This is a genomic window from Myroides sp. DW712, assembly GCF_046557355.1.
In the GTDB taxonomy this organism is placed as follows: domain Bacteria; phylum Bacteroidota; class Bacteroidia; order Flavobacteriales; family Flavobacteriaceae; genus Flavobacterium.
On sequence record NZ_JBKFDO010000004.1, the window covers coordinates 60,238 to 78,197 of the forward strand.

Annotated in this window: 16 protein-coding genes; 7 read left to right on the forward strand and 9 right to left on the reverse strand. The window is 38.4% G+C overall.

Annotated elements, in window-relative coordinates; all coding sequences use genetic code 11:
- Window positions 1–72: 72 nt before the first annotated feature.
- On the forward strand, window positions 73–1,014 hold the full coding sequence (locus ACLJX0_RS04470) for a ketopantoate reductase family protein (RefSeq protein WP_410878827.1): 942 nt from the start codon (window positions 73–75) through the stop codon (window positions 1,012–1,014).
- Between the two features lie 30 nt (window positions 1,015–1,044).
- Here ACLJX0_RS04470 and ACLJX0_RS04475 read toward each other — a convergent pair whose 3' ends face one another.
- Window positions 1,045–1,335 carry a hypothetical protein gene (locus tag ACLJX0_RS04475; protein ID WP_410878829.1) on the reverse strand — a complete coding sequence of 97 codons (291 nt, stop codon included), beginning with the start codon at window positions 1,333–1,335 and terminating at the stop codon, window positions 1,045–1,047.
- A gap of 401 nt (window positions 1,336–1,736) precedes the next feature.
- On the opposite strand from ACLJX0_RS04475, the gene ACLJX0_RS04480 reads away from it, so the two are divergent.
- Together ACLJX0_RS04480 and ACLJX0_RS04485 are read left to right on the forward strand one after the other, a co-directional pair.
- The gene (locus tag ACLJX0_RS04480) at window positions 1,737–3,122 is read left to right on the forward strand and encodes an NAD(P)-binding domain-containing protein (protein WP_410878831.1); all 1,386 of its coding nucleotides are present in this window, start codon (window positions 1,737–1,739) and stop codon (window positions 3,120–3,122) included.
- 184 nt (window positions 3,123–3,306) lie between these two features.
- Window positions 3,307–4,170, forward strand: coding sequence for an RNA polymerase sigma factor RpoD/SigA (locus ACLJX0_RS04485; protein WP_002987652.1), 864 nt, complete (start codon window positions 3,307–3,309; stop codon window positions 4,168–4,170).
- Window positions 4,171–4,249: 79 nt separating this feature from the next.
- On the opposite strand, the gene lysS is transcribed toward ACLJX0_RS04485, so the two are convergent.
- Window positions 4,250–5,950 (reverse strand): lysine--tRNA ligase, encoded by a 1,701-nt coding sequence (gene lysS, locus ACLJX0_RS04490; RefSeq protein ID WP_410878833.1) that lies wholly within the window; start codon window positions 5,948–5,950, stop codon window positions 4,250–4,252.
- Between the two features lie 198 nt (window positions 5,951–6,148).
- On the opposite strand from lysS, the gene ACLJX0_RS04495 reads away from it, so the two are divergent.
- From ACLJX0_RS04495 to rpe, 3 genes are all read left to right on the forward strand, one after another.
- The gene (locus tag ACLJX0_RS04495) at window positions 6,149–6,313 is read left to right on the forward strand and encodes a YqaE/Pmp3 family membrane protein (RefSeq protein ID WP_158962379.1); all 165 of its coding nucleotides are present in this window, start codon (window positions 6,149–6,151) and stop codon (window positions 6,311–6,313) included.
- An 11-nt stretch (window positions 6,314–6,324) separates the two neighbouring features.
- Window positions 6,325–7,026 (forward strand): lipoyl(octanoyl) transferase LipB, encoded by a 702-nt coding sequence (lipB, locus tag ACLJX0_RS04500; protein ID WP_410878836.1) that lies wholly within the window; start codon window positions 6,325–6,327, stop codon window positions 7,024–7,026.
- A gap of 73 nt (window positions 7,027–7,099) precedes the next feature.
- Entirely contained in the window at window positions 7,100–7,768 is a 669-nt protein-coding gene (gene rpe / locus ACLJX0_RS04505; RefSeq protein WP_410878838.1) for a ribulose-phosphate 3-epimerase, read from the forward strand.
- Window positions 7,769–7,915: 147 nt separating this feature from the next.
- Here rpe and groL read toward each other — a convergent pair whose 3' ends face one another.
- From groL to miaB, 7 genes are all read right to left on the reverse strand, one after another.
- Entirely contained in the window at window positions 7,916–9,547 is a 1,632-nt protein-coding gene (gene groL, locus ACLJX0_RS04510) for a chaperonin GroEL (protein ID WP_410878840.1), read from the reverse strand.
- A 35-nt stretch (window positions 9,548–9,582) separates the two neighbouring features.
- Window positions 9,583–9,858: a co-chaperone GroES gene (gene groES / locus ACLJX0_RS04515; RefSeq protein ID WP_060873958.1), complete on the reverse strand. Its 276-nt coding sequence runs from the start codon at window positions 9,856–9,858 to the stop codon at window positions 9,583–9,585.
- A gap of 152 nt (window positions 9,859–10,010) precedes the next feature.
- Window positions 10,011–10,394 (reverse strand): preprotein translocase subunit SecG, encoded by a 384-nt coding sequence (secG, locus tag ACLJX0_RS04520; protein WP_410878842.1) that lies wholly within the window; start codon window positions 10,392–10,394, stop codon window positions 10,011–10,013.
- A gap of 2 nt (window positions 10,395–10,396) precedes the next feature.
- Window positions 10,397–11,389 carry a tetratricopeptide repeat protein gene (locus ACLJX0_RS04525; protein ID WP_410878844.1) on the reverse strand — a complete coding sequence of 331 codons (993 nt, stop codon included), beginning with the start codon at window positions 11,387–11,389 and terminating at the stop codon, window positions 10,397–10,399.
- A 19-nt stretch (window positions 11,390–11,408) separates the two neighbouring features.
- A complete protein-coding gene (locus ACLJX0_RS04530; protein WP_410878845.1) occupies window positions 11,409–11,915 on the reverse strand; it encodes an LptE family protein in 507 nt (168 codons plus the stop codon).
- Complete coding sequence (locus ACLJX0_RS04535; RefSeq protein ID WP_410878847.1) at window positions 11,916–13,214, reverse strand: sigma-54 interaction domain-containing protein; 1,299 nt, start codon at window positions 13,212–13,214, stop codon at window positions 11,916–11,918.
- Between the two features lie 37 nt (window positions 13,215–13,251).
- Entirely contained in the window at window positions 13,252–14,703 is a 1,452-nt protein-coding gene (gene miaB, locus ACLJX0_RS04540) for a tRNA (N6-isopentenyl adenosine(37)-C2)-methylthiotransferase MiaB (protein WP_410878849.1), read from the reverse strand.
- A gap of 710 nt (window positions 14,704–15,413) precedes the next feature.
- On the opposite strand from miaB, the gene topA reads away from it, so the two are divergent.
- On the forward strand, window positions 15,414–17,948 hold the full coding sequence (gene topA, locus ACLJX0_RS04545) for a type I DNA topoisomerase (protein ID WP_410878851.1): 2,535 nt from the start codon (window positions 15,414–15,416) through the stop codon (window positions 17,946–17,948).
- Window positions 17,949–17,960 lie beyond the last annotated feature (12 nt).

Consider the following 17,960-nt stretch of genomic DNA (forward strand, 5'->3'; position numbering starts at 1 on the left):
ACTAAGAAAAAATGTTTTATTTTAGACAAACTAAACGGTCAACCGATTACTGATTAACTGTAAACTGAATTTATGAATAAAATAAAAATTGGAATTATAGGGCTTGGAGGTGTAGGAGGATTTTATGGAGGATTATTGGCTCATCACTACGAAAAGAATGCCACTGTAGCCATTCATTTTGTTGCCCGAGGAGAACATGGAAGAAAAATAAAAGAACAAGGACTTCAAGTATTAGCCAAAGGCAGTACTATTGTCGGTCATCCGGATCAAGTGGTGGCCCAAGTTCAAGACTTGGCTCCGATGGACGTTATCTTGCTTTGTACAAAGGAATATGACTTAGATGAGGTAATTGTTGATTTAAAGGCAATCGTGTCTAAAAACACGGTTATTCTGCCGTTGTTGAATGGAGTAGAGGCTTTTGAAAAGCTAGATCAGCAACTGGAGGCAGAAGTGTGGCAAGGTTGCACCTATATGGTTTCCCGTTTAAAAGAAGCAGGGGTTATTGACAATCCCAGTGGGCGACAAAAAATTGTATTTGGACGTATAGAAGGGCTAACCGATCGCATGCTGCATGTAGATGCACTATTGAAAGCAGCAGGTATTCAGTCGATTTGCACCCAAGACATCGCGAGAGAAGTGTGGGAGAAATATAGTTTGGTTTCCTCTTCAGCTGTGGCAACGACTTTTTACAATGCTTCGTTTGGGGTGGTGATGCGTGACCATACCACTACAATGCGTCAATTAGTGACAGAAGCTACGGCTATTGCGCAAGCCAAAGGAGTGGCTTTAGCAGAGGATGTGGTTGAAATAATCATGGAGCGCTTATTGGCTATCCCTTTTGATTCCACCACATCGATGCACAGTGATTTTTTGAGTAATAAACCCAAAACAGAACTCGAGGTCATGGCGGGTTATCTCATTCGAGAAGGACAGCGCTTGCAAGTAGATATTCAAACCTATCAAAAATTATATGCTGTTTTAAAAGAAAAGCAAGGGCATTATGCCGTAGAATAAAGAGAAAGAGCCAGAATTTTCGGCTCTTTTTTATTGAAATAAAGTTAAGTACAGTACTAGACCTACCAGTAAGGCAACAGGAAAGAGTAACGCGGTCCAAGTCGCTTTTTTTTGCAAAGTTAAAACCAACCAAACAAGTGGGATTCCAACTAAAGCCACAAGTGAGGGCAACCACAGGATTTCATAGAATATCCCTACCAGTTTGTAGGTGTAAATGCCTGCCGCTCCTGTCTGACTCAAAAGCGCAAAGCTGATAATTAACAGAGCACTTAACAGCGAACAGCCATGTAGAGCAAAGGTAAATTTAGGTGTTTGATGCATTGTTTTTTGTTTTTTGGTTTTCGTAAAGGTATGTTTTTTTCTTCATAAGATGTGTACCAGTTTTTAAATTACTAATTGATTTTTAAGTAGTTGAAAAAGAGTAGATTTGGTTAAGTCTAAAAAAAGACGTATATTTGCTCAATCAGCTGTAAAGTGATTGATAAAAATCACTTGAAATTAGACAGTATCATAAAGCGCAAAATACGCTTTGTCTAACAAGAACCCTAAAGGTTCTTCCTAAAAATAGGTTGTTTGAAAGGCAGCCTAACAAATCACTCCAAAGTGTGAGTGTCTGTAAGAATCTACCTATAGATTCTTCCTTTGATGAAATCAAACATATCGTTTTATTAATTAGCTCCATTTCGCCATGAAATTTAGGGGCCTAAAAATAGTATTGTATAATGACTAATTTTAAAGTAGGGATTATTGGAGCAGGTCCAAGTGGACTTGCTATGTTGAGAGCTTTTGAATCCGAACAAAAAAAGGGAAATCCAATTCCCGAGATTAAATGTTACGAAAAACAAGATAACTGGGGAGGAATGTGGAACTACACGTGGCGTACAGGTGTTGGGAAATATGGAGAACCACTGCACGGAAGTATGTATAAATACCTCTGGTCAAACGGACCCAAAGAATGTTTAGAGTTTGCCGATTATACCTTTATGGACCACTTTAAACAGCCCATATCATCTTACCCACCAAGAGAAGTACTCTTCGATTATATTGAAGGACGCATTAAACAGAGTAACGCAAGAAACTATATTAAGTTTAATACCGTAGCTCGTTGGGTGGATTACTTAGAAGATAAAAAACAATTCCGCGTTATTTTTGACGACTTAGTAAAAAACGAAACCTTTGAGGAGTTTTTTGACTATCTCGTTGTGGGAACAGGGCATTTCTCTACGCCAAATATGCCGTATTTTAAAGGAATTGACAATTTTCCTGGAACAGTCATGCACGCCCATGACTTCCGTGGAGCGGATCAATTTATTGACAAGGATATTTTGTTGATTGGAAGTAGTTATTCTGCAGAAGACATTGGCGTACAGTGTTTCAAACACGGCAGTAAATCCGTAACAATTGCCTACCGTACGAATCCAATTGGCTTAAAATGGCCAAAAGGAATTGAAGAGAGACCGATTGTGACTCACTTTGATGGAAATACAGCTTTCTTTAAAGACGGAACGTCTAAAGAGTATGATGCGGTGGTTTTGTGTACAGGATATCAGCATAAATTCCCCTTCTTGCCAGATAATCTGCGATTAAAAACAAAAAACTGTTTGTATCCAGATAATTTATACAAAGGGGTCGTGTTCAATGAAAATGAACGTTTGATCTTCTTGGGGATGCAAGATCAGTACTATACATTTAATATGTTTGATGCGCAAGCGTGGTTTGCCCGAGATTATATGTTAGGACGAATTACACTACCTTCAAAAGAGGAACGCGATGCTGATATTGCCAAATGGTTAGCTGGAGAAGAGCGTACAGAAACAGGGAATGATCACGTGGATTTTCAAACGGCTTACATCAAAGAACTGATTCACCTTACCGATTATCCAACGTTTAATATTGATCAGGTTGCAACGATGTTTAAAACTTGGTTGAATTCTAAGGAAGAGAATATTTTGAGCTATCGCGATCAAGTGTATACTTCAGTGATGACGAATGTAACGGCAGAAGAACACCATACCGTTTGGATGAAAGAATTAGATGATAGTTTAGAACGTTACTTGGATGAGGTAGAGGCAGATGAAAAAGAACTGAGTAAGGTCAATTATTATTAATCTTTTGAGATTATTTAAATAAATTATTTTTACAAAGCCTTAAAAACCATGTTTTTAAGGCTTTGTGTTTGCTGGAAGGTAACAAAAAGAAAATATTTTTTAAAATAGTGTAACTTTTTGAAGCATGTGTACGTATAACTAGTATAAGCCATTAAGGACAAAGACAAATAAGGAGTAAAATACTATGAGACAACTTAAAATTACCAAGCAAGTAACGAATCGTGAAACCGCTTCACTAGATAAGTATTTGCAAGAGATTGGTAAAGTAGATTTGATTACTGCAGATGAAGAGGTAGAATTAGCACAGCGAATTAAAGCAGGTGATCAAAGAGCTTTAGAGAAATTAACTAAAGCGAACTTGAGATTCGTGGTTTCGGTAGCGAAGCAGTACCAAAACCAAGGGTTGACCCTTCCGGATTTAATTAATGAAGGAAACTTAGGGTTGATTAAAGCTGCCCAACGTTTTGATGAAACTCGTGGTTTTAAATTTATTTCTTACGCAGTTTGGTGGATTAGACAGTCTATTCTGTCCGCTCTAGCTGAGCAGTCGAGAATTGTACGTCTACCATTGAATAAAATTGGTTCGATTAATAAAATTAATAAAATGTACGCCTTGTTAGAGCAGTCTAATGAGCGTCCACCTTCAGCAGAAGAAATTGCCGTTGAATTGGACATGACGGTAAATGACGTAAAAGAGAGTATGAAAAACTCGGGACGTCATTTATCGATGGATGCACCTTTGGTTGAAGGAGAGGATTCTAACCTATATGACGTATTGCGTTCAGGAGAATCACCAAACCCAGACCGTGAGTTAATCCATGAATCATTGCGTACGGAGATTGAACGTGCATTAGAAACATTAACGCCTCGTGAGGCTGATGTGGTTCGCTTGTATTTCGGTTTAGGCGATCAACACCCAATGACCTTAGAAGAAATAGGAGAAACCTTTGACTTGACTAGAGAACGCGTCAGACAAATTAAGGAAAAAGCAATCCGTCGTTTAAAACACACCTCAAGAAGTAAAATACTGAAAACGTATTTAGGATAAGAACAAAAAAGCACTACCACGGCAGTGCTTTTTTATTTAGGAAAGAATACAAAAAAGGGATGCAATCGCATCCCTTTTTTTAGTGTTGATAAACAACATATTTGATTTCGTCTTCTGTTACGACTTTCGTTAAGTTATGAGAAGATAACCCTTTCATGGCTTTATCCCATTTCTTACCACTTAAAGCGGCTTGTTCTTTTAATGAACCTAACTCCACTTTATTTTCGTTGTTCGTCAGAATTTGAATGATGATTTTCTCTTCGTCCGATAATTCTACTGTAGGAGCTGTTTTTTCAGGTCTCATTTGAGGGAAGAACAACACTTCTTGAATCGATGGATTATTGGTTAAGAACATGGCTAAACGATCCATTCCAATTCCCATTCCCGAAGTAGGTGGCATACCGTATTCTAAAGCACGTAGGAAATCTTGGTCGATAAACATTGCCTCATCATCGCCTCGATCAGCTAGCGCCATTTGAGCCTCAAAACGCTCTCTTTGATCAATTGGATCGTTTAGCTCAGAATAAGCATTGGCAATCTCTTTTCCACAAACCATCAACTCAAAACGCTCGGTTAATTCAGGATTATCGCGGTGTGCTTTAGTTAAAGGTGACATCTCTTTTGGATAATCCGTGATAAACGTGGGTTGAATGTAATTCCCTTCACATTTTTCGCCGAAAATCTCGTCAATTAACTTTCCTTTCCCCATCGTTTGATCTACTGGAATGCCCATACCTAAAGCAGCTTGACGAATTTCGTCTTCTGTTTTCCCTGTGATGTCAAAACCAGTAAACTCTTTAATAGAGTCTGCCATAGTAATGCGCTTGTATGGCGCTTTAAAGTCAATCTCATGCTCACCAAAGATGGCTTTTGATGAACCATTTACTGCAATCGCACAATGCTCTAATAAGCGCTCTGTGAAGTCCATCATCCAGTTGTAGTCTTTGTAGGCTACATAGATTTCCATTACGGTAAATTCAGGGTTATGCGTACGATCCATTCCTTCGTTACGGAAGTTTTTAGCAAACTCATAAACGCCGTCAAAACCACCTACAATTAAGCGCTTTAAGTACAATTCGTTGGCGATACGCAAGTACAAGGGAATATCCAACGCATTGTGATGCGTCATGAATGGACGCGCTGCAGCTCCACCTGGGATAGATTGTAGTACAGGTGTTTCAACCTCCATATAGCCAGATTCGTTGAAGAACTGACGCATAGCATTAAACAATTTCGTGCGTTTAATAAACGTTTCCTTGATTGAAGGGTTAACAACTAAATCTACATAGCGCATTCTGTAACGCAATTCTGGGTCAGTAAATGCGTCAAAGATATTTCCTTCGGCATCAGTTTTTGGTAAAGGAAGTGGACGTAGTGATTTACTCAATAGGGAAAGCCCTTTTACGCGAACGGTTTTTTCACCTACTTGCGTTGTAAATAACTCCCCTTCGATACCGATGATATCCCCTAGGTCAATTAGTTTTTTGTAAACTTCGTTGTATAAATCTTTGTTTTCACCTGGACAAAGTTCATCTCTGTTGATGTATAATTGAATCTTTCCTTCACTGTCTTGAATGGTTGCGAAAGAAGCTTTTCCTTGAATACGAGAAGACATTAATCTCCCTGCCACAATTACCTTCTTACCTTCTTCAAAACCGTTCTTTATCTGCTTGGATGTATGATTTACTGGAAATAAGTTAGCAGGATAAGGATTCACACCAAGCTCTTGCAATTTTGCGAGCTTCTCTCTTCTGATGATTTCTTGTTCTGAAAGTTGCATAATAATTGTGAATTATGAATTAATTTATAAAGTGCAAATATAGGTAATCTTTAAAAATTAGTACCCATGGTATCTCGCCAAATGTCAGTTAATTAGTCATTTGATTCTTTTTTCAACAAATCAAAGCAAGGGTTTAACGGAAAGGATGGCGGTAATTCATAAAAAATGACGAAATTTGTAGCATATAAATAAGTGATTATGAGTATTTGGAGAGTAATTTTATCTATTATATTTCCGCCTATCGCTGTGTATGATAAAGGGTGCGGATCCATTGTGATTGTTTTTCTATTAACCCTAGCGGGGTGGATTCCTGGTGTTATCGGAGCCTTGGTGATTCTCAATAATCCCAAATATAACCGCTAAGTTGTTGAAGCATGAATAAAGAAGTAACCCTAATTGATTTAGGAGAAAAAGACTATAAAGAGACCTGGGCGTACCAAGAGGAACTTTTCCAATCGGTTTTGGATATAAAAATCAAAAATAGAAGAGAAGAGGCAAATGAGCCAACACCAAACTATTTTTTGTTTGTAGAACATCCACATGTGTATACTTTAGGGAAAAGTGGAGATATGGAAAATCTATTGCTCAATGAAGAGCAATTAGCGGCCAAAGGTGCTACTTTTTACAAGATTAACCGTGGGGGAGATATTACGTATCACGGACCTGGACAAATTGTTGGGTATCCAATTTTGGATTTAGAAAATTTCTTTACTGATATACACAAATATTTGCGTTTGTTGGAAGAAACGATGATTCTCGTACTCAAAGACTACGGCATTGAGGCAGGTAGAAGTGAAGGGGAAACAGGTGTTTGGTTGGGAGTAGGAACTCCATTTGCCCGTAAAATATGCGCGATGGGTGTACGTGCTTCTCGTTGGGTAACCATGCATGGCTTTGCCTTGAATGTCAATTCAGACTTGGGTTATTTTGATAATATTATTCCTTGTGGAATCCGCGGAAAAGGCGTAACCTCTTTGCATGTAGAATTAGGGGTGAATTATGTAGATGAAGATGAAGTACGCGCAAAAATTATCAAGTACTTTACCGAACTTTTTGAAGCAACAATAAAAGAATAAGAGTCGAATTATACAATCCCAGCAGGACGTTCCTCTTGGGATTTTTTTATCTTTGTACAAACAACACAAGCATATGAAAAATATAAAAATAGCGCCATCGGTTTTGGCTGCTGATTTTGCAAACCTACAACGCGATATCGAAATGATGAACGACAGTCAAGCGGAGTGGTTCCACATTGATATTATGGACGGTGTTTTCGTACCGAATATTTCGTTTGGAATGCCCGTTTTGGAGGCGATTAACAAGCATAGAAATGCAAATAAAGTGCTAGATGTACATTTGATGATTGTTGATCCCGATCGCTATATCAAAACGTTTAAAGAATTGGGAGCGGATATTTTGACCGTACACTACGAAGCTTGTACTCACTTGCACCGCACGATTCAAGCCATCAAAGCGGAAGGAATGCAAGCAGGTGTTGCATTAAATCCACATACGCCTGTCTCGGTTCTAGAAGATATCATTCAAGATTTGGATTTGGTGTTGATCATGAGCGTGAATCCTGGTTTTGGAGGACAAAGTTTTATTGAGAATACTTATGACAAAGTACGCAGGCTGAAAGCAATGATTGACGTCAAAGGAGCAAAAACAATCATTGAAATCGATGGAGGAGTCAACGATAAAAATGCAAAAGCCTTGGTTGATGCTGGTGCAGAAGCCTTGGTAGCAGGAAACTTTGTGTTTAAGTCTGCCGATCCAAAAGCAACAATTGCGCAATTAAAAGAAATTACTTTAAAATAACGGTTGGGGCGTATGTTATTCGCTTACTAGATGTACACAAAAGCCAAAGGGATTTCCCTTTGGCTTTTGTGTTTTACTCTGTTATATTAAAAAAAAGTGGCTTGAACATTACATCCAAGCCACTCAACTATAAAATGTGCGATTTTATTACATCATACCTGGCATTCCACCGCCCATTGGCATTCCACCACCACCGTTCTCGTCTTTAATATCTACTAAAGCACATTCAGTGATAAGGATCATACCTGCAACCGAAGCTGCATTTTCTAAAGCAACACGTGTTACTTTTTTCGGATCGATTACACCTGCTTGTAGCATATCGATGTACTCGTTTGTTTTAGCGTTGTATCCGAAGTTATCTTTACCTTCTAATACTTTTGCTACAACGACAGAACCTTCTAAACCTGCGTTTTCAACGATAGTTCTCAAGGGTGATTCAATCGCTTTAGCAATGATTTGAATTCCTGTTTCTTCATCGGCATTTACTGCTTTAATAGTAGTTAAGTTTGCTTTTGCTCTTAGTAAAGCAACTCCACCACCAGCAACAATTCCTTCTTCGATTGCCGCTCTCGTAGCGTGTAAAGCATCGTCAACTCTATCTTTTTTCTCTTTCATCTCTACTTCCGTAGCAGCACCAACATAAAGAACAGCAACACCACCTGCTAATTTAGCTAAGCGCTCTTGTAATTTTTCTCTGTCATAGTCAGACGTTGTCGTTTCCATCTGTGCTTTGATTTGATTCACTCTATTTTGAATCATCTCTGATGCACCACTTCCACTTACGATTGTTGTATTGTCTTTGTCAATGCTTACGCGTTTACACGTACCTAACATTTCCAATGTTGTATTTTCTAAGGTATAGCCTTGTTCTTCAGAGATTACCACGCCACCAGTTAAGATAGCGATATCTTCTAACATGGCTTTTCTTCTATCTCCGAATCCTGGTGCTTTTACAGCAGCAATTTTCAAGGCTCCTCTTAATTTGTTTACTACTAAAGTAGATAGTGCTTCTCCGTCTACGTCTTCAGCAATGATTAATAACGGTTTTCCTGATTGTGCAACGGGTTCTAAAACAGGAAGCAATTCTTTTAAAGAAGATACTTTCTTGTCGTATAATAGAATGTAAGGAGAATCTAGTTCCACCTCCATTTTTTCTGAGTTTGTTACGAAGTAAGGAGATAAGTATCCTCGGTCGAATTGCATTCCTTCTACTACGTCAACGAAAGTTTCCGTTCCTTTTGCTTCTTCAACTGTGATTACGCCCTCTTTTCCTACTTTTTCAAAAGCACGAGCGATTAATTCTCCGATGAATTCATCATTGTTTGCTGAAATAGAAGCGATTTGTTGGATTTTATCCATGGATCCACCTACTTCTTGTGCTTGGTCTTTTAAATGGTTTACGATTACTTCAACCGCTTTGTCCATTCCGCGTTTTAAGTCCATCGGATTAGCACCAGCCGCTACGTTTTTCAACCCTTCTTTTACGATAGCTTGCGCTAATACAGTTGCTGTTGTTGTTCCATCTCCAGCTAAGTCATTGGTTTTAGAAGCGACTTCTTTTACCATTTGAGCACCCATATTCTCTAGCGCATCTTCTAACTCTACTTCTTTTGCAACAGAAACACCATCTTTGGTTACTGTTGGTGCACCAAATGCTTTTCCGATGATTACGTTTCTTCCTTTTGGTCCTAAAGTTACTTTAACAGCATTTGCTAAAGCGTCTACACCGCGTTTTAATCCTTCGCGTGCTTCAATGTCGAATTTAATATCTTTTGCCATGATTTAGTCTTGTTTTACTTTTATTATTCAATTTATTAAACAATCGCTAAGATGTCATCTTCACGCATGATAAGGTAATCTTTACCTTCTAATTTTAGTTCTGTTCCCGCATACTTTCCGTATAGTACTGTATCGCCTACTTGAACAGTCATGTTGTGGTCTTTTGTTCCGTTTCCTACAGCTACTACTGTGCCTTTTTGTGGTTTTTCTTTCGCTGTGTCAGGGATAAAAATACCAGAAGCAGTTTTTGTTTCTGCTGGTTGAGGTTCAATAAGAACTCGATCCGCAAGTGGTTTAATGTTTAATGCCATAGTTTAATAGTTTATAAAAATTGAATTATTTATATTAGTTCTAAACGTTATAGAAATAGGCACAAAGTGTGCCAAACCTTGTATTGACAGCTATTGCCAAAAAAAAATGCCAACTTGACAGCTGGCATTTTATATTCAAAGTTTTTGTTTTCTTATTCTTGTGCAGTTTCAGCAGCAGGAGTCTCGCTTGTTGCAGGAGCTTCTGTCACGGGTGCATCAGTTGTGTCTTCTGTATTTGCAGCAGGAACAGTTGGCTGTACTGGGATCTCTGCATTGGGATCTAAAAGTTTAGAATCTCCGACAGCACCACCACTAAAGCTAATGCTTGACATCAAGATAAGGATAATTAGCACGGCTCCTAAAGTCCATGTACTCTTATCTAAGAAGTCATTCGTGTTTTTTACACCTCCAGCAACAGTTGATCCACCGAAAGAAGAATCTAATCCTCCACCTTTAGGATTCTGTACCATAATAACTACAATTAATAAAAAACATACGATAGCAATCAATACTAAAAATACTGTAAATGTGTTCATGCTTATAAACTATTATGTTGTTGTAACGCTTTTATATCTATAATTTGGTTTGCAAAGAAACTACTTTTTTCTGGATATTTCAAAATTAAAATCTCATAAGCTTGGATTGCTTTTTGATATTTTTTTTGCTCCAAATAAATTTTGGCTAAAGTCTCCGTCATTAAATTGGTATTCTCTTGTAGTGATAGTTCAATATTTATGGGGCTTGCCGTCGCTTTTTTTGTTGGGATAATTTTAGGATTTGTTTCGATGAATTTATCGATTAAAGCCTGTTTTTTTTCCAAACTTTTTTGAAATATTTTTTCATCTTCCGTAATTATCTCCTCTTTTTCTTCCTTTTCAACCTGTGTTTCCTCATTTTTTGTGTCCAATTCACGAAGAATAGGTTGTTGTTTAGAAAGCTTAAGCCATTCGTGAAAGGAATATTTTTCCTCTGCTTCAAATGCTAAAGGTTTGCCAATTTCTAGCTTGTCTTTTAGTACTTCTACAGGGGGAATTACTTGTATTTCCTCTTGCTCCTCTACCTTGTGTACAGGAGGTTCATCTAGGCGTGTAGAAGCGGTAGGTTCATCTTGTTCTATCTCTTTCGGTGTTGAGGGAACTTCCTGTACAATAGCATAGGCTACTTTCGAAATATTTTGAAGGAGCGCACTGATGTTTTGTTCTGGTTCTCTCTCTTTTTCCTTGGTAATAGGTTGAGCTTCTGCTATAGGATCGTTGATATCTGCAATCTCAATGGATACAGGACGATAGGCCGTAAATTCATCTGAAACAATAAAATGGAATAAGATGTCGCGGTCTAAGGTATAGGCAGCTGTTTTTTTGAGCTCTTGATTATAGGACGTACTTTCATTTGCATACAGGGCTTTTAGATACAAGGTTCGTATAGCTTGTACATAGGGATATTGCTCCAGGAGTTGTTTTAATTCCTGAATATCCGACTGCTGTACGTGTTGTGGATCAGCTAAGTAGCGATGTAAAGTTGCATTATTCAAATTCGTACCTGTTGTTTTTTTACCATTTTGCTAAGGATTCATTGAAGACATCTTGTGTGATGCGCTCGTAAATTTCATCTAATGCAGTATTTAAAGTAGCTCCTACTAATTGTGCATTGGCGTCATAGTCATAGTAAAATGAAAATCGCTTTTCGAAATCATCTTCGGGTGTGTTTTTGTTTGTAAAACGAACATTTATAGCAATATACAAACGGTTTTGTGCGGCCCTTTGATCCGCTGTTGCTGTCATCGGACTGATTCGATAATCAACAATTTCCCCTTCGTAGACAAGATCTGCGTTAGAATTTGTCAAGGTTAAACTCGTTTGATTTTGAATCAAATCTTGTAGCGCTAGCGTAAAGGTACGTTCAATTCCTGGTTCTACCAAAGGAGCATTATTTTGAAAATAATTCACTTGGAAGGAATCAGCATCGATTTTTCCTGTTCCCGTAAAGTTGTAATACTTACAACCTTGAAGGCCTAAAGCGATAAAAAGAAGGGCCAAGATGGATGTAAACTTCTTCATTTATAAATTATATTGTTTAATCTTTCGATATAAAGTTCGTTCAGAGATACCGAGTTCTTCGGCAGCTGCTTTTCGTTTTCCTTTGTTGCGTTCCAGCGATTTTCGAATCAATTCAACCTCTTGTTCTTCTAGGTTGAGTGGTTCATCTTCTATCGTTTCTGCAATGAGGTAATTGTCATCGTCATCGTCATTTTCAACCAGAGTAGGATGATAGGTCGGATGCATCGGTTGCGAAGGATGTACAGGATGTGTAGGACTGTTTTCCAGCTGTAAAATATCTGTGGGGTTTGCAGGGTAGTCTGCTGCTTCGCTCTTGCCTCCGTAAATGCGCTGAATCAAATGTTGATTACTCTCTTGTACTTGTCCTTTGTCTTGTTTTAAAAGTTCTAAGGTTAGTTTTTTTAGATCCGTAATATCGTTGCGCATATCAAAGAGAATTTTGTATAAAATTTCTCGTTCAGTACTAAAATCGCTTTCTGCTTTTTTGCCTTGGACTACGGAAGGTAATTGTCTGTCGTGGTTGGGCAAATACGCCTGTAGAATGGGAAGGTTGATTTCTCGGTTTGTTTCCAAAACAGAAATCTCTTCTGCTACATTTCGCAATTGTCGGATGTTTCCATCCCAGCGGTAGCGAATCAAGAAGTTAGCCGCATTTGCATCTAAGCGAACAGGCGGCATTTTGTACTTGTGTGCAAAATCGGACGCAAACTTTCGGAATAACAAGTGAATATCTTCTCCTCTTTCTCTCAAAGGAGGTAAGTTAATTTCAATGGTACTCAAACGGTAGTATAAGTCTTCTCTAAATTTACCTTTTTGTATTGCTTCCATCATATTGACGTTGGTGGCTGCAATGATGCGGATATCCGTTTTTTGAACCCGAGAGGATCCTACTTTGATGAATTCTCCATTCTCTAAAATACGCAAGAGTCTTACTTGCGTGGTGAGGGGTAATTCTCCAACTTCATCCAGAAAAATAGTCCCTCCATCAGCCTCTTCAAAATAACCTTCTCGGGTGCTAATCGCCCCAGTAAAGGCTCCCTTTTCGTGCCCAAATAGCTCACTGTCAATCGTTCCTTCAGGAATGGCTCCGCAGTTCACCGCAATGTACTTGCCGTGTTTGCGGTGGGATAGGGAATGAATGATTTTGGGAATACTCTCTTTCCCAACACCACTTTCTCCTGTTACTAAAACCGAAATATCCGTAGGGGCAACTTGTATTGCTTTTTGGATGGCACGGTTTAGTTTAGGGTCATTTCCTATAATTTCAAATCGTTGTTTAATCGCTTGAACATTTTCCATGTAGTGAACTTTTTCGTACTAGTTTTAAAAAAGGTGCTTAGGCTTCTTGCATAGGGGAATATCCTACTGCTTTACCGATTAACGTGGCAGAAGTACAATCTTCGACAAATACTTGCACGAAATCACCTACTTTATAATTTTCTTTTGGGAATACTACGGTTGTGTTTTGTGAATTTCTTCCGCTCCATTCCAAATCCGAACGCTTCGACGTTTTTTCAATTAAAACTTCAACCGTTTGTCCTACAAAACGCTGCGTACGCTCCAAGCTAATCTTTCCTTGAACCGCAATGATCTCGCTCAAACGGCGCTTTTTGGTCTCTTCTGGCACATCATCTTCTAACTTACGTGCCGCTAGTGTACCTGGACGTTCTGAATAAGCAAACATAAAACCGAAGTCATAACGCACATGTTCCATTAAAGAAAGTGTATCTTGATGGTCTTCCTCTGTTTCTGTAGGGAAGCCCGTAATCATGTCTTGAGAAAGGGAGATATCAGGAATTAGCGCGTAGATATTATTTACTAATTCGATATATTCCTCGCGGGTGTGTTGGCGATTCATTTCCTGTAAAATACGCGTACTTCCCGATTGAACTGGCAAGTGAATGTACTTGCAAATATTGTCATGGCGAGCGATTACTTCAATTACCTCCATGTGCATATCCTGTGGATTCGACGTTGAAAAACGGAATCTCATTTTAGGGAATTTCGTTGCACATAGTTCTAATAATTGAGCAAAATCAACGGCGGTTGCCTTCTGAATCTCGGATGCTTTGTCAAAATCTTTTTTCAATCCACCTCCATACCAAAGGTAGCTGTCCACGTTTTGACCCAATAAGGTGATTTCCTTGAAACCTCTTTCGTATAAATCTTGAATTTCAGAAATAATACTATGGGGTTCTCTACTGCGTTCGCGTCCTCTTGTGAAAGGAACCACACAGAAGGTACACATATTGTCACAACCTCTTGTGATGGAAACAAAGGCCGTTACTCCGTTGCTTTGTAAACGAACAGGAGCAATATCTCCATAGGTTTCGTCTTTAGATAGAATAACATTGATGGCATCTCGCCCTTCGTCTACTTCTTTTAAAAGATTGGGTAGGTCTTTGTAAGCATCTGGTCCAACGACCATATCTACAATCTTTTCTTCTTCTAAGAATTTGCTTTTTAGACGTTCAGCCATACAGCCTAAAACCCCTACTTTCATACCTGGGTTTTTTTTCTTTACACGGTTGTATTGATCTAAGCGTTTGCGTACTGTTTGTTCTGCTTTGTCGCGAATAGAACAAGTATTTACTAAAACTAAATCAGCTTCTTCTAAGTTATTGGTGGTGTTGTATCCAGCGTCCGATAAAATTGAAGCAACAATTTCACTGTCTGAAAAGTTCATTTGACACCCATAGCTCTCAATAAAAAGCTTTTTGGTGTTGTCTTTATGCTGTTCAAGCTGTAAGCTTGTTCCTTGTTTATTTTCGTCAATTACCTTTTCCATATGATTAGTTGAAAGGGAGTTTTATTTTAAGCCACAAAGATAGGGTATTTTTATTTACTGACAAGTTGACAGCTTTATATTTAAGATGTTCTTAGCTGTTTTATTGCCATTCGTCTTAGCTGATTAATAAAGCTCTTTCATGGGAGAAAGAAACTATAAAGGAAAGCCTTTGGCTTGATTTTAATGGACAATGCTTCGATACTGCTTAAACAATGCTCCAACAGTTCTTCGAGAAAAGCGGGTTTTTACTACTAATACACGAAGGATTGTCGAAGGACTCTCGAACTATTGTATATGTAGGTGTACTAAAAGTACGACGTTATTGCAATCAAGAGGAGATTAAAGGGAATCTTCCGGGGGATTTAGTGGAAGTGATGGACTAGATAGTGAAAGTAAGAGGTGGGGTAAAGGAGGCTTTTTTAGCGGGTTAACTCTTGGGATTTCTTTTATTTTATAGGTGTTTTGAAAGGAGATATAATGTAAAATACACCAGAAGGTAGGCGTTAATTACTTTTGTTTTTTTACTTTTGAGCGAATTTCTGTTTGTATAACATGTTTGATAAAAAAAAGAATTTTTTGGTAATCAACGTTAAAAAAGTGTATATTTTTTAAATCATCGGAAAGGATTTTAAGAGAAAGTATGAATTATATCGGTTGAAGTAGAAATATTAAGAAAAAACGCATATTTTTGCTTCACAAAAGAATGAAGTATGGCAAAGAATTTAGTGATCGTGGAATCGCCTGCAAAGGCAAAAACAATTGAGAAATTTTTAGGAAAAGATTATCAGGTAGAATCGAGTTATGGGCACATAGCGGATTTACCTTCTAAAGAAATAGGGGTAAATGTAGCGGATAACTTTCAACCCAAGTATGAGGTTTCTAGTGATAAGAAAGCAGTAGTAAAGAAGTTGAAGGATCTTTCTAAAAAGGCGGAAGTTGTTTGGTTAGCTTCCGATGAGGACCGCGAGGGAGAGGCTATTGCCTGGCATTTAGCAGAGGAGTTAAAACTAGATCAAAATAAAACAAAACGCATTGTTTTTCACGAAATTACTAAGTCAGCAATTTTAAAAGCGATTGAAAACCCAAGGGGAATAAATTATAATTTAGTCAATGCACAACAAGCTAGACGAGTATTAGATCGTTTAGTGGGGTATGAATTATCCCCTGTTTTGTGGAAAAAAGTAAAAGGAGGATTGTCTGCAGGACGTGTTCAGTCCGTAGCAGTTCGATTAATTGTTGAGAGAGAAAAGGAAATCAACGAATTTAAGATTGAGTCTTCCTATGTAATTACCGCTGAATTTAAAACAGCAGAAGGTAAGGTAGTTAAAGCGAGATTGTCGAAAACCTTTAGTACAGAGCAAGAGGCAAAGGATTTCTTAAACCTTAATATAGGAGCGAATTACGCGATTAAGGATCTCGAAACGAAACCTGCGAAAAAATCACCAGCGGCGCCGTTTACAACGTCAACGCTACAACAAGAAGCAGCACGTAAGTTATACTATTCTGTGGGACAGACGATGATGTTAGCGCAGCGTTTGTATGAAGAAGGGTATATTACCTATATGAGAACAGATAGTGTGAACTTATCTGAAGAGGCAACCAAAGCGGCAGCAGCAGAAATTGCGAAGTCTTATGGAAAAGAATATGTGCAATCAAGAAGTTATGTAACCAAAAGCAAAGGGGCGCAAGAAGCGCACGAGGCAATCAGACCGACGAATATGGCTTTACATGCCGTTCCTTTGGATCGTGATCAAGCGCGTTTATACGATTTGATTTGGAAACGTACCTTGGCTTCTCAAATGAGTGATGCGAAATTAGAGCGCACCAATGTAAAAATTGGAGCGAATACCTATACAGATTTATTTGTAGCTACTGGAGAGGTATTGTTGTTTGATGGGTTCTTAAAAGTATACCTAGAAGGACACGATGAAGAAGAGGAAGAAGTAGAAGGAATTTTACCACACTTAAAAGTAGGGGAAACACTTCTGTCGAATGCGATTGTGGCAACTCAGCGCTTTAGTAAACCAGCAGCGCGCTATACGGAGGCATCTTTGGTAAAGAAGTTAGAGGAATTAGGTATTGGGAGACCATCGACCTATGCGCCTACGATTTCGACTATCATTGCGCGTAATTACGTGGAAAAAGGAACAACCGAAGGAAAAGAGCGCAACTACAAGGTGATGACTTTAGCGCAAGCCGCTGTAACAGAAAAAGTAGTTGTTGAAAAAACGGGATCAGATAAAGGAAAAATGATTCCTACTGATATTGGAATTATCGTCAATGATTTCTTAGTGAAGAATTTCAAGACGATTTTAGATTATAATTTTACAGCCAAAGTAGAGGAAGACTTTGATGCTATTGCTGCAGGAGAAGAAGATTGGGCTAAGATGATGCGTGAATTTTACGATCACTTTCATCCAACGGTAAAAGATGTAGAAGAAAATGCAGAACGCGAATCAGGAGAACGTGTTTTAGGAACAGATCCTGCTTCAGGTAAACTCGTATTGGTTCGCTTGGGTAAATTTGGTCCGATGGCTCAAATTGGAGATGCAGAGGATGAGAATAAACAATTTGCCAGTTTAGCTCCTGATCAAAATATTGGAACGATAACGCTAGAAGAAGCGTTAAAACTATTTCTATTGCCTAAAATGTTAGGCGAGTATAAAGGAGAAGAAGTAGAGGTGAATAACGGACGATTTGGTCCTTATGTACGCGTAGGGAAGACATTTATCTCGTTGCCAAAAGGAGTAGAACCGTTGGATGTGTCTTTTGAAAAGGCGTTAGAATTTATTCAAGAAAAAGAAGAAGCGGATAGACCGATTGCTACCTATCAAGATTTGCCGGTGCAAAAAGGAGTTGGGCGATTTGGACCGTATTTGAAATGGAACAATATTTTTATCAATGTCAATAAAAAATACAATTTTGACAACTTGTCGAATCAAGATATCATTGAATTGATTGAAGATAAAATTCAAAAAGAAAAGGATAAGGTTATTCACGATTGGATAGAAGAGGGAATTCGCGTAGAAAAAGCAAGATGGGGTCGATCGGTTATTTTAAAAGGGAAGACGAAAATTGAGCTATCCAAAGATGTCGATGCACAAGCCTTAACGTTAGAAGAGGTGAAAGCGATGATTGAAGCGAAGGCACCTGCCAAGAAAACAAAAGCGGCAGCCTCAAAAACAACAGCCTCAAAAACAACAGCGAAGAAAACAACAACGAAGAAAACGACAACCAAGAAATAATTGAATAAAAAG